The 14,329-nt window shown below is 61.2% G+C and carries 17 protein-coding genes; 9 read left to right on the forward strand and 8 right to left on the reverse strand.

The annotated features are described in order from the left end of the window. Positions 1–7: 7 nt before the first annotated feature. The gene (locus A6764_RS11485) at positions 8–856 is read left to right on the forward strand and encodes a DUF1444 family protein (RefSeq protein ID WP_083989729.1); all 849 of its coding nucleotides are present in this window, start codon (positions 8–10) and stop codon (positions 854–856) included. Here the strand turns inward: A6764_RS11485 and A6764_RS11490 are convergent. The 3 genes from A6764_RS11490 to A6764_RS11500 all read right to left on the reverse strand — a co-directional run bounded on the left by A6764_RS11490 (position 853) and on the right by A6764_RS11500 (position 3,080). Next, positions 853–1,794 carry a hypothetical protein gene (locus tag A6764_RS11490; protein WP_176703220.1) on the reverse strand — a complete coding sequence of 314 codons (942 nt, stop codon included), beginning with the start codon at positions 1,792–1,794 and terminating at the stop codon, positions 853–855. The two genes, A6764_RS11485 and A6764_RS11490, sit on opposite strands and share 4 nt — an antisense overlap. A gap of 23 nt (positions 1,795–1,817) precedes the next feature. Next, positions 1,818–2,864, reverse strand: a complete 1,047-nt coding sequence (locus A6764_RS11495) for a DUF2515 family protein (RefSeq protein WP_065066469.1) — start codon at positions 2,862–2,864, stop codon at positions 1,818–1,820. 75 nt (positions 2,865–2,939) lie between these two features. Next, positions 2,940–3,080 carry a hypothetical protein gene (locus tag A6764_RS11500; protein ID WP_162836727.1) on the reverse strand — a complete coding sequence of 47 codons (141 nt, stop codon included), beginning with the start codon at positions 3,078–3,080 and terminating at the stop codon, positions 2,940–2,942. Positions 3,081–3,183: 103 nt separating this feature from the next. On the opposite strand from A6764_RS11500, the gene A6764_RS11505 reads away from it, so the two are divergent. Then, positions 3,184–3,504 carry an iron-sulfur cluster biosynthesis family protein gene (locus A6764_RS11505; RefSeq protein WP_035297455.1) on the forward strand — a complete coding sequence of 107 codons (321 nt, stop codon included), beginning with the start codon at positions 3,184–3,186 and terminating at the stop codon, positions 3,502–3,504. Between the two features lie 9 nt (positions 3,505–3,513). On the opposite strand, the gene A6764_RS11510 is transcribed toward A6764_RS11505, so the two are convergent. The 4 genes from A6764_RS11510 to A6764_RS11525 form a co-directional block, all read right to left on the reverse strand. Next, the gene (locus A6764_RS11510; protein WP_035297457.1) at positions 3,514–3,963 is read right to left on the reverse strand and encodes a DUF441 domain-containing protein; all 450 of its coding nucleotides are present in this window, start codon (positions 3,961–3,963) and stop codon (positions 3,514–3,516) included. 232 nt (positions 3,964–4,195) lie between these two features. After that, the gene (locus A6764_RS11515; RefSeq protein WP_029099088.1) at positions 4,196–4,504 is read right to left on the reverse strand and encodes a YfhH family protein; all 309 of its coding nucleotides are present in this window, start codon (positions 4,502–4,504) and stop codon (positions 4,196–4,198) included. A gap of 472 nt (positions 4,505–4,976) precedes the next feature. After that, positions 4,977–5,603: a cell wall hydrolase gene (locus tag A6764_RS11520; protein WP_029099089.1), complete on the reverse strand. Its 627-nt coding sequence runs from the start codon at positions 5,601–5,603 to the stop codon at positions 4,977–4,979. Positions 5,604–5,838: 235 nt separating this feature from the next. Then, entirely contained in the window at positions 5,839–6,531 is a 693-nt protein-coding gene (locus A6764_RS11525; RefSeq protein ID WP_029099090.1) for a peptidylprolyl isomerase, read from the reverse strand. A gap of 143 nt (positions 6,532–6,674) precedes the next feature. Here A6764_RS11525 and A6764_RS11530 point away from each other — a divergent pair, with 143 nt between their 5' ends. From A6764_RS11530 to A6764_RS11560, 7 genes are all read left to right on the forward strand, one after another. Next, positions 6,675–7,823, forward strand: coding sequence for a trans-sulfuration enzyme family protein (locus tag A6764_RS11530; protein ID WP_255309602.1), 1,149 nt, complete (start codon positions 6,675–6,677; stop codon positions 7,821–7,823). Between the two features lie 292 nt (positions 7,824–8,115). Continuing rightward, the gene (locus A6764_RS11535; RefSeq protein ID WP_029099092.1) at positions 8,116–8,679 is read left to right on the forward strand and encodes an RNA polymerase sigma factor; all 564 of its coding nucleotides are present in this window, start codon (positions 8,116–8,118) and stop codon (positions 8,677–8,679) included. After that, positions 8,676–9,749 (forward strand): PD40 domain-containing protein, encoded by a 1,074-nt coding sequence (locus A6764_RS11540; protein ID WP_065066465.1) that lies wholly within the window; start codon positions 8,676–8,678, stop codon positions 9,747–9,749. Before A6764_RS11535 ends, A6764_RS11540 begins: the two co-directional genes overlap by 4 nt. Positions 9,750–9,767: 18 nt before the next feature. After that, positions 9,768–12,020 carry a hypothetical protein gene (locus A6764_RS11545; protein WP_065066464.1) on the forward strand — a complete coding sequence of 751 codons (2,253 nt, stop codon included), beginning with the start codon at positions 9,768–9,770 and terminating at the stop codon, positions 12,018–12,020. Next, entirely contained in the window at positions 12,013–12,939 is a 927-nt protein-coding gene (locus A6764_RS11550; RefSeq protein WP_065066463.1) for an ABC transporter ATP-binding protein, read from the forward strand. Before A6764_RS11545 ends, A6764_RS11550 begins: the two co-directional genes overlap by 8 nt. After that, a complete protein-coding gene (locus tag A6764_RS11555) occupies positions 12,939–13,805 on the forward strand; it encodes an ABC transporter permease (protein ID WP_065066462.1) in 867 nt (288 codons plus the stop codon). Before A6764_RS11550 ends, A6764_RS11555 begins: the two co-directional genes overlap by 1 nt. 27 nt (positions 13,806–13,832) lie before the next feature. Next, a complete protein-coding gene (locus A6764_RS11560) occupies positions 13,833–14,003 on the forward strand; it encodes a hypothetical protein (RefSeq protein ID WP_162836721.1) in 171 nt (56 codons plus the stop codon). 50 nt (positions 14,004–14,053) lie between these two features. Here A6764_RS11560 and A6764_RS11565 read toward each other — a convergent pair whose 3' ends face one another. Further along, entirely contained in the window at positions 14,054–14,320 is a 267-nt protein-coding gene (locus tag A6764_RS11565) for a DUF1731 domain-containing protein (protein ID WP_255309601.1), read from the reverse strand. Between the last annotated feature and the right edge of the window lie 9 nt (positions 14,321–14,329).

Below are 14,329 nucleotides of genomic sequence, written 5' to 3' on the forward strand. Positions count from 1 at the left end.
AATCTTCATGTCAAACACCGTGCGCCAATCGCTGAAGCGGCGGGTCGTCGAACTGATCGGCAGGGAACTGCCGGACGAGCTGTACTGCGAAGCGGAGGAGGACGGCCTGCGGGTCAAACGGCGAGCGGACGGCACGCCCGTCGTGCCCGACATCCCGTTGGAACCGCTCTATCGCCGCGTGGAGGAGAAGCCGGACGAGCGGCGGACGGCTCTTTACGCGTTTGTCTCCCGGGTGCTCGCCGCCGTTCGCGGGCAGACGGCGGACCGTTCCTTGGCGGGACGGGAAAGCCGGATTTATCCCGTGCTGCGGCATGCCTCGCTGCTTCGGGAGAACCCCGACCGGTGGGTGTTTCGTTCGCATACGGAGGAGACGGCGATCCTGTACGCCTTAGACCACGGCGAGGGGTATACCCTGATTGAACGGGAGGCATTGGCGGAAGCGGGCTGGTCGGAGGAGATGCTGCACCGCCGCGCGATGGCCAATCTGGAGGGACTGCCCGTTCCCATCAAGACGGAGCAGGTGGGACCCAACCGCATTCATTTCATCAGTCCGCGCGACGGGTACGCCGCCAGCCGCGTGCTGCTCACATCCATGCTGGAGGAGATGGAGCGCAGCAGGACAGGGGATGCCCTCGGCGTGGCTGTTCCCCATCAGGACGTGTTGATCGTGGCCGATCTGCACGGCGAGACCGGCGCCCAACTGCTGGCACGGCTCGCGCATGACTTCGCGTCCAAAGGGCCCGTGCCCATCTCTCCGCTCCCCTTTTTCTGGGAGCGGGGCGAATTGGTGCCGTTCCTGGTGGTGCAGCACGGTACCCAGCCCCGCGTCAGGCGGAAGAAAAACAGGCGTGACTAGGCGGCGGATGAACCGGCGGCCAGCATCAGCTCGAGAAAACGGCCCGTTTCGTGAATGAGCCAGTAGGGCCGGCGCGGTCCTCGTATGTACAGATCAGCCGCTGTCTGCAGCATGCGCTCCACCCTGCGCACGTCTCCCATCCGTCTGGCGCATTCTCCCATGACCATCCAGGGGTACAGGTCGCCCGTCTGAAAGCTGTCGTAGTGGGGAAAGGCGGCCGTGATGCGCTCGTACAGGCCATAGGCTGCATCGGGGCCGGCCAGTCCGTACACGATCGGAAACGCCTGGGAGGTCACGTCCGGGTACCACTTGCGCCAGGCGGGATAGGTGCGGTCGTACATCGCGTAGGCTGCCCGCGCCGGGCTGTACATCGCCGCGATTCCCCTGCGGCAGCCTTCCGCCCGGCATCTGGCTTCCCGCGACAACTCGTCGTCGCCCAATGCCGCGAACAGGGTGGCGGCATCTTCCAGTCCAACGGCCACTTCACAATTGTCCATCAAATATTTGACGCGATACGAATGCTTCGCCCAGGTCAGCCCGTCCTTTTGCTGCAGCCGCCCCACTGCCTGAACCAGTATGGCCAGCTCGTCCCGCCGCTGCCGCAGCCAGTCGGTGTCGCCGGTGAGCTGCAGCCACTCCACAAGCAGGCTGAACAGGGTGGCGTGGTAGCTGTCTTCGCTGTCGGCATTGCCGGTGTCCACCTCCCGCTCGCCGTCCAGCCGGTAGTCGTTGACGTAGCCGCGTTCGTTGACGTGGTGAAGATACCAATCCACGTGCTTTCGCACCGCCTCCCCTTCGCCCAGCCGGACCAGGGAGATGAGCGCCAGGTTGGTGAAGTACGGATTGATCTGGTCGCGCCTGGGCGCCAGCCGAAACGCGCCGCTGGGCAGTTGGCAGCTCAGCAGATAAGCCTTCTGGTTTTCCACCAATGCATTCACGCTTCCAACACCTCCACATCGGGTCACGTCAACGCCGTGATCCACTCCAATCCTTCCTCGACCAGGCGCAGCGAGCGCAGATACGCCTCGCTGTCCAGCGTCGGCAAGTCCTCCTCGTCTTCCAACGCCTCCTGCCACTTCTCGTCCCGGTACCAGTCCACGCCGTCAGCCGGGGCATGCTCCACATCCGGCCAGACGGCGCTCAGCGCAGGGCTGTACAGCTTGGGGCGGCCCGGCTGCAGGTCGGCGCCGTCGATGCGCGGCCGGTAGACGTTTTCCGCGGCTTCTCCGTGAGGTTTGGGCGAAAACAGGTGGGGCCAGTAATCGGAGCGCGATCCCGTATGCGGAATGCGGGTCGCCCACCTGACAATCGCTTCGTGCCGCCGGGCATCGGCGAAAAGGAGCCGGTACAGCGTCTTGCCCACGGAGATGCGCTGCCGGACGGAGGGAAAGTTGTGCACCGCGATGCCGACAACGCTGAGCCGCCGGTCGGCGGGATGGGCCTTGTAGGGAAGCAGCACCTGGTTGAGCGAGAGCACGGATTGCGCCAAAAACGCGAGATTGGCGAAAACCTGCTCCCGGGCAAACGGCTTGCGCACCACGCGCTGTTCGATGTACTGCTGTTCGTTGACGATCAGGGCGCGGGTCAGCCGTACGCTGTCCTGCTCCGCCAGAAACTCGCGCCACACCGGCTGCATGAAGCGGGAGACGCCGAGGCGGGGCAGGAGGGGGGTCAAATCCGTTCCGGTCCGCTTCATCTCCGCGAAGAGCAGCAGTTGGGCGTAGGCGTCGTGAAAAATCAGCCAGTTGCTTCGCTCCAAAAACCAGAAAAACGCGCGGATGTCCTGCTCGTCCATCAGGCGGGGGAGCCATTCGCCGCGAAGGTCGGTCATGCTCCAGCCGCCGTTGCGGGAGACCAGGTGGGCAAGCAGTGCCCAGTGCACTTCCGGGTGCTCGCGGTAAAATGCGAGGTAGGCGGCCGTGCGGCTCACGTTGTTGCGGTTGGCTGCCGCCGTCCGCCGACGGATGTCGGCGACCAGCGACATGTCGTGCGTGATGAGGGAAGACATGGCGTCGCGCTCCTTGTGCAGTGGTTTTCGGCTTGTGCGTGAAAAAAGCAGGTCTCTGGCGACCCGCTTCTCGCTTCATCCAATCATTTCAAGAACGAGAAGCCTCATCTGCAGCCTCTCCTGGGCTTCTTCCCACGTGTTTCCGCAAATGATGACCAGTTCCGATTGGTATTCCGCTTCTGCGACGAAGATGCCGTCTCGTTCGTAAATGCGCATGTTTGATCGTCCTTTCCTTGCTGCCTTTCAACCATTGTATGCTATGATGGGAGAGATGATGCATCCAAAAAGGACAAGGCGGACAAGAAATGGAGGACCATGCATGCGAGTGACTTTGACGGATGCGGCCCGCTCCGTCCTCGCCGCGCTGGCCAACGAACGCCGGCAGGCGCTGCGAATCAACGGGGAACTGGTGGGAGGCTGCGGCATGACGGTGGAATACGGACTGTTTTGGGACGAACCGATGAGCGGCGATCGGGTGCTGGAGGAAGAGGGGATGACCCTGTTGGTGGACAAGGAAACCGAGACCTATGTCGGAGCGGAGGAACTGGTCATCGATTACCGGGAGCAACAGGGCTTTCGGCTGGTGACGCCGCAGGAAATTCTCGCCTACGGCCTGCAGGTCAAGGAGCGGTGGGGCTGACGCCGCCGCTCATTTGGGGAGAAATTGCAGGAGAAAGGCGAGCATGCCGGCCGCGATGAGCGGTCCGACCGGAACGCCGCGGAAAAAGGTGACGCCGATGATCGTGCCGAGCAAAATGCCGGTGACGACCAGCGGATTTTGCGTCATCAAGCCGGCCCCTTTCCCGCCCAGATAGGCGACAAAAATGCCGATCAGGACGGCGAGAACGGACTGCCAGTGGGTAAAGATGGAAAGAATCGTGTCGGGGCGGATCTTGCCGCTGGCCAGGGGCGAAAGCACCCCGATGGTTAACACGACAATGCCGATCTGCAGGCCGTACTGTTCCAAAAAGGGGAACGTCCGCTCCAGGTGGAGCAGGCGGATGAGCAGCAAAATCGCCACCGCGATGGAGACGGCCGGATTGTTGCCGATGATGCCCAGCGCCAGAAGCGCGAGCAGGACAAGATTGATGACATCCATATTGAGCCAGACTCACTTTCTTTTTTGCCCCTATTATATCCAAAGTGGGGGCAGCGTGTGGAAGATTTTTTCACAGACGAACACCGCGCGCCGGGCAGACCCGTTGAAGGAACGGGCTGCTCTTCTGAAACGGTGTGCAGTGAAAAAGCCGGCTGCAGAGAAGCGCCGGCTTTTTGGTGTTTGTACCAATGACAAGGACAACGGCCGCGATGTTCCCCTCTGCTGCCGCAGCCTACACCCACGGCTCCAGCATGCCGACGGGAAAGCCCGTAGGCTCCGGCGAACCGGGAAATTTGCCCCAGGCAAACACGCCGTTAAAGTATTCGATCGTAAACGGCTCGTCGTGGCCGAAGACCCGATAGGTACCGCCGATGCGGAACTCTCCGGTTCCGATGTAATACGATTTGGCCAGGAAAAATTTTTGCTGCAGGACGGCGTACTGCGACTCGTCACCGGCCTGCTTCTTTTCTTCTGCCGCGAGGCGCAGCCGTTCCATCTCTTCCTGCAGTTCGGCAAGGGTCATTTGACTGTACAAGCGCACGGTGGCCCCCTCCTTTCCATCCCTTCCATTGTAACAGGAAACAGGGGAATCGGCCATGCGGCAGCGGGGGTCCGACAGGGTGCGGCCAGAGGAGGCAAGGCGGCCAGGGGATGTCCGAAGCGCCACCAAGCGCAGTTGGCCGGGGCGCATAAAAAAACGGCACTCCCGCTGCAGGAGTGCCCAAGGGTTGGGGGCGATTGAGAAAAAAACCGATTGGCCGGGCGGAAGTCGTTTGCTCTCACTTCAAACGGCGCCGCCAAACGGTCAAGGTACGTCGCAGTAAGCATGACGAGATGGGTTCACGACCTATTCATGCGTACGGCGAGACATGCATGCCGAAAAAAGAATCGGAGCTTTTCTCAATGCGTTGAAAAAGTGCTTACAGGTACAGGATAGAGGAAAAAAGTAAACTCAAGATAAACAAAAAATAAAGTTATGTTAAAAGTGATGCAAAAACAGGCATCGCCTGCGATCAGCGCGCAAAAACGTGGTTGGCGATCCGCACCGTTTGCGGTCTCGTTCGAATCCACTCGGACGTCGCCGTTTTCGGATTGTAAAAGTAGAGGGACCCGCGGGATGGATCCATCCCGTTAACGGCGTCCCGGACGGCCTTGCGCGCCGTGTCGTTCGTCTTCTGCGAAAGATGGCCGTCTTTTACCGGTGAAAAGGCGTTGGGTGTAAAGATGACCTCCCGTACCGTGTTGGGAAATTGGGGCGATTCCACTCGATTCAACACGACCGCCGCGATGGCCACTTGGCCTTCGTAGGGTTCTCCCCGGCCTTCCGCGTAAACGAGCCGGGCCAGCAATTCCATCTCGCGCTCGGTCAGTCTGATGCGCCCGCCTCTGGCGGCCGTGCGCCGCTCGTCACGGCTCGCCCGGATGGCGGGGCGCCGATCCTGTTGTCGGGGTTCAAGGGTTTGGGGAACGTCCGCCGCCCGTGCCACAGGCCCCTGCTGTCGAGGCTCGTTCTGGGCGGGCACGGTTTTTTTCGCCTGCGGTGCCGTTGCGCTTGTCGGCGTCACCAGCAGGCACACCAGCAGCAGCAGAAAGCTGCCGGAAAAGAAGAAAAAGCGCGTTCGCGCCTCTCGTTTCACCACGAAGACACCACTCCTTTCGCTCTTTGCTTGCGGTCGCGGAAGCGAATCGGGGTCATTTGCAAGTCTATCGGTGAAACAGGAGCGGTTCAAGAGGGAATGGATTCCATGCCTACGTGACCGCGCAGCCGGACCGCCGCGCGCATGGGGTAAATATGAGCGGGCGGAACCGGAGCGAAGACGGGTTCCGGTCAAGAGAAAACGGCGCCGCTCGAGAGACTGGCGCCGTTTGCTCCGCTTATTTTTCCTGAATGGTGATGGTTTTGATTTTGATCGGCTCGACCGGCATGCTCGCTTCGCCCGTAAGCGGGTTGTTTTTGACCTTGACGGCGGCGATTTTTTGCACGACGTCCATGCCGGCGACCACCTTGCCGAAGATGGTGAAGTTCGGGTAGTTTTTCAGGTTCTTCACATCATCGCCGGAACCGATAAAGAACTGGCTGCCGTTGGTGTTGGCACCGGCGTTGGCCATGGCGACGACGCCCGGTTCGTAGGTGTGGCCGTTGTTCAGCTCGTCTTCAAAGTTGTAGCCCGGGCCGCCGGTTCCGTTGCCCAGCGGATCGCCTGTCTGGATCATGAAATTCTTGATCACGCGGTGGAACGTCAAGCCGTCATAAAACTTGTCCTTTGCCAAAAAGACGAAATTGTTCACCGTTACAGGCGCGTCTTTGGCAAACAGCTCCACCGTGATGTCGCCCATCGTCGTGGAGATGATCGCCTGGTATTTCTTGTTTTTGTCAATCTGCATGGCCGGAGGTTTGGCGTACTTTTTCTCGCCCGTCGGCCCCGGCGGCTGCGCCGGTTCCTTCGATACTTCCTTGGCAGGCGGCTTCGGTTGAGGGGGCGCCGTTTCACTGCTTCCGCCGGAACATCCCGCAATCAATGCGGCTGCTGTCAGACATGCGAAGAGGGTGGTAAACAGTCGTTTCATGTTGTGCACCTTCCTTTCCTGCTTGTCCTGATAAGAGGACGCACAGGATTATAGCACAAACATGCAGGAGAACGCCAATAGGGTGGTCGGAACGGCCAACCCGTGATAGAATGTTAGAAAAGTTGACGCTGGAGGGATTTCTGGTGGGCGAGCGCTTCGAGACGAGAACAGTACATATCGGCCACAAGCCGCTTCGGCAGGTGGCCAGCAAGTCTACCCCCATCTATCAAACGTCCGTGTTTGCCTTTTCCGGGCTGGAGGATGTGGAACGATACTACGCAGGGGAAGGAGAGTACCTGTACACCCGCAACGGCAACCCGAATCAAGCGGAACTGGCGCTGGCTGTTGCCCGGCTGGAACAGGCGGAGGCCGGCGTCAGCGCCGCGTCCGGCATGGGAGCGATCATGGCCGGCCTGCTCGCCGTATTGGGCCCGGGGGACCACGTGCTCGCCTCCCATGAACTGTACGGCGGAACCTATGCGCTTCTGCACAAGGAACTGTCCCGGTTCGGGATCGAACTGGAGTGCGTTGACCTGCGCCAGCGTTCTTCGCTTGCGCCCCATGTCCGGCCGCAGACAAAGCTCCTTTTCATGGAGACGATTACCAACCCGCTGCTGTCGGTGCCGGATCTGCCGTACTGGATCGGCGAAGCAAAACAGTACGGCCTCGCCGTCATGGTGGACAACACGTTTGCCACCCCGTACCTGGTCCGGCCGATCCAACTGGGGGCCGATCTGGTGGTGCACAGCGCGACGAAGTACATCGGCGGCCACAGCGACGTCACGGCGGGCGTCCTGGTCGGCCGGCGGGACCTGGTCGGCAGGGCCTCGGAAATCGTGGTCAACTACGGCGCGTCCCTCAGCCCGTTTGAAGCGTGGCTGACCGCCCGCGGGCTGAAGACGTTGGCCCTGCGCATGGAGCGGCAGTGCGACAACGCGAGCGAAGTGGCCCGGTTCTTGCGGAACCATTCCGCCGTCAAGCGCACCTATTACCCGGACCCGGATTCCACTTCGTTTTTTCACCGCGGCAAGCAAGGGGCGATGATCTCGTTCTGCCTGGCGGACGAAGAAAAGGTGTACGACTTCTTCCGCGCCCTCGACTGGATCAAACTGGCCCCGTCCCTGGCGGGTGTGGAGACCAGCGTGTCCCATCCCGTCACCACCTCACACCGCGCATTGACGGAGGAACAGCGGCGGGAAGCCGGGATTACCCAGGGGCTGATTCGCCTCTCCGTCGGCATTGAGGCGGTGGAGGACATCATCGCGGAACTGGACCGGGCGCTTCGGTCCTGAGACGACAGTCGCAGCCTTGCGTAACTCGAAAAATTTTTTTGCCAGTCTTGTGACTTTTTTCCGCCTCCATACGTAATACTTATTCGGAGTTAAAAAGCATCTGAATGAGGTCCGTTCACGGGAACGGCCGCTTTTACAGATGCTTTTTTCCGCATCCGCAAGCGCTGACCGGGAAGGGGGCGCTTGCTTTCACGTCAGAAAAGGGGAAGGCCTGCCCGCGTCGGGTGCGCTCGTGCCGTTCTCACAGCGGCGAGGGGCTGCCGGCGGATGCGGCGGGGTGGAGGAAATCACGATGGCAATGGCGATGAAGCGTTCGGCGCGCCCGTCGTCAGACTCTTCGGCTGAGTATTACGAATCCCGCGATTTTACCGAGTTGTACGACGAGTACTTCGACCGCGTCAACCGCTATTTGCGCTGCCGCGTGCAGAATCCGTGGGATGCCGACGATTTGACGACGACGGTGTTTTTAAAGGCGCTTGAAAAATTTGACCAATACAGCAGAACCAGTCCGTTTGCTTCCTGGATCTTCCGCATCGCCCACAACACGTACGTCGATTTCATGCGGAAAAACCGGGAGTTTCCGGTCGATCAGGACAATCTGCTCGGCGGCGAACCGGACGATACATGGCAGCCGGAACGGCAGGCGCTGACCAACGAAGAGATTCGCCTGCTCCGAGACCGGCTGGAGAAGTTGACGCAGGATCAGCGTGACGTCTTGACCCTGCGTTATTTTGCCGATCTGAAAATCAGCCAGGTGGCGGAAGTGCTGGGCAAAACGGAATCGAGCGTAAAAATGATCTCCTATCGCGCTTTGCATCAGCTACAGAAGATGTACGAAGGGGGAGAGGGCGAATGAGAGACGAGAAGCGCATCCCCACCGGCTGTTCCGAAGAGCATTCCGTAGCCCAACTGCTGGCCCATCTGCAGCAGCTTCGCCGGTCCGTGCCGGTGAACTACCACCTGAAAGCGGAGCTGAAAAAACAGCTTCTGCAGCGGATCAAGGAGCTGGACAAGGACCGGCAGCAAAGCCTGCTGGGACCGCGAACAGGCAAACTCCGCCGCGTCTGGAGCCTTACGGGCGGAGTCGTCCTGCTTGCGATCGCCGTCTGGTACGGCGTCTGGCCGCATGGTGTCTTGACGGTTCGGCAGCCGTCGCTGCTTGCCATGGAAGGAGCGGCCAACCCCGAACGGGTCGATCTGGATGCCGGCGGTTCGCGGATCGCGTACGTGACGGACGGTTCGACCATCCGCACGTTTGATCTGGACGAGCCGGCAGCCAAAGCGGACGTGTCACTGCCGGTCGATCACGGCGATTTCACGTCACTGTCCTGGAGCAACCGGGCCGCCCGGCTGGCCGTGGTGGAGCAGCAGGGAGAGACGTCCCGCCTCTGGATCGTGGACGTGCCCGACGACAAACGGCCGGGCAGCAGCCGCTTGATCAAGGAGGAAGAGGGCGCTGCGTTTCACTCGCCCAGTTGGTCGCCCGCCGACGACAGCATCGTCTATACGCGCACAAGCGACGGCGTGGAGGAAATATGGGTAAGCAGCATCGTCTCCATGCGGGATTGGAAGGTGGCGGAAGGCAGTCAGCCGGAGTGGTCGCCCGACGGACGCCTGCTTGCCTTTACAAAACAGGGCAGCGTGTTCGTGATGGAAATGCGCTCCGGTCGGACCACCCTCGTTGGCAGAGGCGGCTGGCCGTCCTGGAACGGTGAGGCGAGCCTGACGTTCACCACGCCGGAAGGCACCCTTGCGGAAGCGGAAGTGGACGTACAGCCGCCCGTGCTGCGGGACATGCCGATCCGATCATGGGAGGGCGGACGTCTGGTGCGCGCCCACTGGTCGGCTGACCACGAGCACCTGCTGCTTGTCCAGGCTGGCGACGAGACGGAGAACACGTTGGTCGTCTCACTGGCGTCACGATAACGAGCGGAGGAGAAAGAGATGAACAGGAGTTGGCTGCTCGTCTTCGCGGTCGCGTGGTTGGGTTTCGCGGCTCAGCCGGCTGCCGCCGAAGGCAGCGTGGAGATGAAGGTAAACATCCCGTTCGGCGGGGTGTTCAAGTACGATGCCTGGGTACGGCTGGAGGTGACGGTGCACACACGGGATCAGCCGTTTTCCGGTTTGGTTGAGCTGTCCAGGGACAAGGCGCCTCGGCAGATCCGGCATGCCGCGCTTCTGCAGGAAGTGAAGCTGGCGGCAGGCGAAAGCAGGACGATCGCCTTTGACATGCCGGCGGAAATGTTCCTGGAAGAATGGCGGCTTTGGCTGACCCAGGGCGAAAAGGTGGTCGCGTCGGAGAAGCTGCGGCTGCCTTATCCGAAAGACGGACGAATCATTGGCGTGCTGGATTCCGGCAGCGGCGCTTTTCATGTATTGACAATGACGCAGCGGCAGATGAACGGCGGCCACGTCCTCGTACAAAACCTGACGGCCGAGATGCTGCCGGACGAGTCCTGGCTGTACCGCAACCTGGATATTCTCGCGCTGAGGGGCGAACAGGTGAAGAAGCTGCGGGATCGGCAGGTAGAAGCGATTACAGACTGGATCAAGAGCGGCGGAGTCGTCATTCTGTCCGCGGGACCCGGTCAGGAGGAAGCGGTCCGGCGGTTTGCCGATATTTTGCCGGTCGAGCCCAAAAGCGGACGCGTCGATCCGAGGCGGGCGCTTTCCGGCTATACGGCGGCGAAGACGCTGCCCGCCGGAAGCATCCCCGTTTTTAACAACACGCTGCCGCTGTTCGTCGCCCGAGAGGCGGGCGAAGGGCTGCTGCTGTTTGTCAACTATGACGTGACGGCGGAACCGCTCGCGTCCTGGCAGCACGGCGCCGAGCTGTGGCAAAACGTCCTGAGCCGGCACGGCGTGCAGGATGTGCTCGAACGCGGACGGCGCATCGACCAGTTCAACCGCCCCTTGCTGGAGCTGAGCCGCTACATTCCGGACGTGCATCCGCCCGCCCCCGTCTGGATCGCCGTTCTGTGGGTGCTGTACGTGGCGGCGGTGGCACCCGGCACCTATTTGATTCTGAAGCGGTTGGACCGGCGGCAGTGGGCGTGGGGCGTCATTCCGGGAATGGCGGTGCTGCTGATGGTCGGGGTCTTTTTCATCGGCAAGCCGATGGTCGTACGGGAAAACAGCAGCCACGCCGTCACCCGGGTGCGCATTCTCGATGGGCAGCTCGCCGATGTGGAGACCGCGTCCACGTTTCTTGCGGTCAGCGGAGATCGTTTCAAGGCGGAGGTCCAGCCGGGGATGGTCGCCCTGCCGCTTGCCTACAACGGAAACAATTACGAACCGGACGGGTTGACGTCGGAAAGGGGGGCGGACTCGGGATATTCCTTGGAGTTTCAGGGCGTGCCGTATCTGACGCCGCGGCAGGCGGTCGGATTCGGACTGATGCGCGAAGCGGGCGAGTTTGAGGCCAGCCTTTACGTGCAGAAAGACAGGCTGCGGGGGACGGTGACCAACAACACGGCGTTCCCGCTGGAGACGGCCTATGTTGAAGTGGGACCGCAGCGGATTCCACTCGGCAGCATGCGGCCGGGAGAAACGAAGCGGGTCGACGCCAAACTGGAGCCGCTCTACCTGCCCAGCCGAAACGCCTACGATGAAACGGAAACTTCCGTGGAAGAGCGTATCCGTCGACTGCAGGACGACGTGCTGTCGTTCGAGGGCGGTGATCGGGTGCGTATCCTGGGCGTCAACCGCCAGCCCCTCCCGCTCATCACCTTTCAGCAGGAGCATCGTTCCCGCTGCTGGAACGTGATCAGCCAAACGGTGCGGCTTCAGCCGGATCAGCGAGGCGTGATCACCTATCCGTACGGCCTGCTGGGCGTGGACATGCACGAGTCGACCGGGGAATTGGAGTCGAAATCGCCCTACCTGTGGGAATTGGCGAAAGGCAGCGTTACGTTTTCGCTGAAGCTCGGTCAGGCGCGGAACCACGCGGAGCGGCTCATCGTACCGCTCGACCACAGTTCGTTCCGCCCGTTCCAGAAAGCGATTTTCCACCAGAAGAGCGGACAGTGGAAGCCGCTGCCAAGAGACAAGCGATTGGTCCTGGAAGCGGACTTGAGCGAGTACCTGACGCCCGACGGCACCGTCCTGCTCCGCTTCTCCCACCCAGGCGTACAGCGTCTCTCGCTGCCGATGCCGTTCTTCCAGGTAGAAGGGAGGGAACCTGTCCGCCATGATTGAAACGGTCCATCTGAGCAAGCGATACGGCAGCCTGCGGGCGCTTAGCGACCTCAACCTGCGGATTGAGCAGGGAAAGGTGTTCGGCTTCATCGGTCCCAACGGCGCGGGAAAGTCGACGACCATGCTGATTTTGGCCACCTTGCTGGAGCCGACGGAGGGACAGGCGTTTGTCTGCGGCTACGACGTGATGAAGGAGCCTGCGGCCGTCCGTCAGTCGATCGGGTACATGCCCGATTTTTTCGGCGTCTATGACAACCTGACGGCGCGGGAGTACCTGGACTTTTACGCCGGAGCCTACAAGATTCCGGCGTCCAAACGGACCGCGCTGATCGCCGATCTGCTGGAACTGGTCAACCTGTCCAACAAGGCGGATGCCTACGTCGATTCGCTCTCCCGGGGCATGCAGCAGCGCCTGGGACTGGCGCGGTGCCTGGTTCACGATCCCGAGGTGCTGATTTTGGACGAGCCCGCTTCCGGACTCGACCCGCGCGCCCGCATCGAGCTGCGGGAAATCCTGAAACAGCTCCGCGCGATGGGCAAGACGATCCTGATCAGCTCCCACATCCTGCCGGAGCTGGCGGAGCTGTGCGACGAAATCGGCGTGATCGAGCAGGGCAGGCTCATCGCCTGCGGAGCGCTGGATGACGTGAGCGTCCGGGCCCGCGGCATTACGCTGATGCTGGTGCGGACGCTGACCAACCGCCATCAGGCGGGCCGCGTGCTGTCACAGTGCCCCTTGGTAAAGGATCTGGAGGAGCAGGAAGATGGATTTCGCTTCCGGTTCGTCGGGGGCGAAGCGGAAAAGGCGGGATTGCTGCAGGAGCTGGTGGACGCGGGAGCAGCCGTCACGTACTTTGGCGAGTCCAGCGAAAACCTGGAAGCAGTCTTTTTGGCCATCACGGAAGGAGTGGGAGGCTGATGAGGGAATTTCTGTCCAATCCAATCCTTGTCAAGGAACTGCGGGAACGGTTCCGCACGAAGCGGACCGTGTGGATTCTCGCGCTGTATCTGCTGATCATGGGGGGCATCCCGCTCGGCTTTCTGCTTATCAACCCGCTCAGAGCGGGAACGCTGGGGGAAAACAGCGAATTGTTCCTCATCTCGGCGGCGATCCATTACGCCATGATCTGCTTTGTCGCACCCGCACTGACGGCGGGCGCCATCAGCGGCGAGAGGGAGCGGCAGACGCTCAACATTCTGCTCACCACCCAACTGTCGCCCCGCACGATCGTCTGGAGCAAGCTGGTCACGTCGCTTGCCTTTACCAGCCTGCTGCTGGCCGCGTCCATGCCCCTGTACAGCCTGGTCATGCTGTACGGAAGCGTGTCGCCGGAACAGGTGGTGAAGCTGGTCCTGTTTTTCGCGGTCAACATCCTGTTCCTGGGGTCGCTCGGCTTGTTCTGTTCCACCTGGATCAAGCGAACCGCCGTCAGTACGATCACCGCTTACGGCATCGCCTTTTGCTTTGTCGTCGGGACCGGCCTGCTGTTTTTTTTCCTTGGCGAGATCCTGCAGCAGGTCGATCCGGATCGGTATTCCCATCTGGTGGTGTGGAATCTTCCGGAACTGCAGATTCTGGCCGGTCTCAACCCGGTGATCGTGCTCTTCGCCATCCTCGACGAATCGCTGATGCCGTCGGTGGAGTTTGCCTTTACCCCCTGGCTGTTTTTTGCCTGCTGTTACCTGGCGTTGAGCGTGCTTTTCGTGCTGTGGAGCGGATATCTGCTGCGGCCGGTGCGGCGCAGGTGGTGGAGTTGGAAGAAGCACCCGGTTCGTGTACAATAGGAAGGTGTGTATAAGGGGGGGAACGTCGTGAGCGACCAGGAGATCCAGATTCTCGACTTTGAAGAACTGCTTCGGTTTATCGAACGCCGCCTCGCCGAATCCGGCAAGTACGTCCAGCGAGATGCCATCATTGCCATCTTGCAGGCGGAAGAGGCGTTCCTGTTGGAAAAAGGCGTGCTGCAAGAAGTGAAAGAGTAGGCAAGAGGGCAGCCTGCGGGGGACCGCAGGCTGTTTCTTTTCGGCGGGGCTTACGGCTTCCCAAGCAAGTCGTACAGCGCTGCTTCCAAATCGGGATGGCGAAAGCGAAAACCGTGGTCCGCCAACCGCCTGGGCACACAATTTCTCCCGGTCAGCGCAAGACTTGGTTCCGTCCGCATGAACACGTACGCTCCCAGCCACACCAGGGGAGCGGGGGCCGGGGGTGCCCATCCCTTGTTCAGCACCTTTCGCAGCGCTGCCATGAATTCCTTGTTCGTGACCGGATGCGGCCCAGTCGCGTTGTAGATGCCGTTCATCGTGTCGTC

The organism is Brevibacillus sp. WF146, assembly GCF_001673705.2.
GTDB classification, from domain to species: domain Bacteria; phylum Bacillota; class Bacilli; order Brevibacillales; family Brevibacillaceae; genus Brevibacillus; species Brevibacillus thermoruber.

Coding starts and splice junctions, on each gene's coding strand:
- A6764_RS11485 (WP_083989729.1), top strand. CDS start 8: ATGTCAAACACCGTGCGCCAATCGCTGAAGCGGCGGGTCGTCGAACTG.
- A6764_RS11495 (WP_065066469.1), bottom strand. CDS start 2,864: ATGTCTTCCCTCATCACGCACGACATGTCGCTGGTCGCCGACATCCGT.
- A6764_RS11500 (WP_162836727.1), bottom strand. CDS start 3,080: ATGCGCATTTACGAACGAGACGGCATCTTCGTCGCAGAAGCGGAATAC.
- A6764_RS11505 (WP_035297455.1), top strand. CDS start 3,184: ATGCGAGTGACTTTGACGGATGCGGCCCGCTCCGTCCTCGCCGCGCTG.
- A6764_RS11510 (WP_035297457.1), bottom strand. CDS start 3,963: ATGGATGTCATCAATCTTGTCCTGCTCGCGCTTCTGGCGCTGGGCATC.
- A6764_RS11525 (WP_029099090.1), bottom strand. CDS start 6,531: ATGAAACGACTGTTTACCACCCTCTTCGCATGTCTGACAGCAGCCGCA.
- A6764_RS11535 (WP_029099092.1), top strand. CDS start 8,116: ATGGCAATGGCGATGAAGCGTTCGGCGCGCCCGTCGTCAGACTCTTCG.
- A6764_RS11540 (WP_065066465.1), top strand. CDS start 8,676: ATGAGAGACGAGAAGCGCATCCCCACCGGCTGTTCCGAAGAGCATTCC.
- A6764_RS11545 (WP_065066464.1), top strand. CDS start 9,768: ATGAACAGGAGTTGGCTGCTCGTCTTCGCGGTCGCGTGGTTGGGTTTC.
- A6764_RS11550 (WP_065066463.1), top strand. CDS start 12,013: ATGATTGAAACGGTCCATCTGAGCAAGCGATACGGCAGCCTGCGGGCG.
- A6764_RS11555 (WP_065066462.1), top strand. CDS start 12,939: ATGAGGGAATTTCTGTCCAATCCAATCCTTGTCAAGGAACTGCGGGAA.
- A6764_RS11565 (WP_255309601.1), bottom strand. CDS start 14,320: ATGAACGGCATCTACAACGCGACTGGGCCGCATCCGGTCACGAACAAG.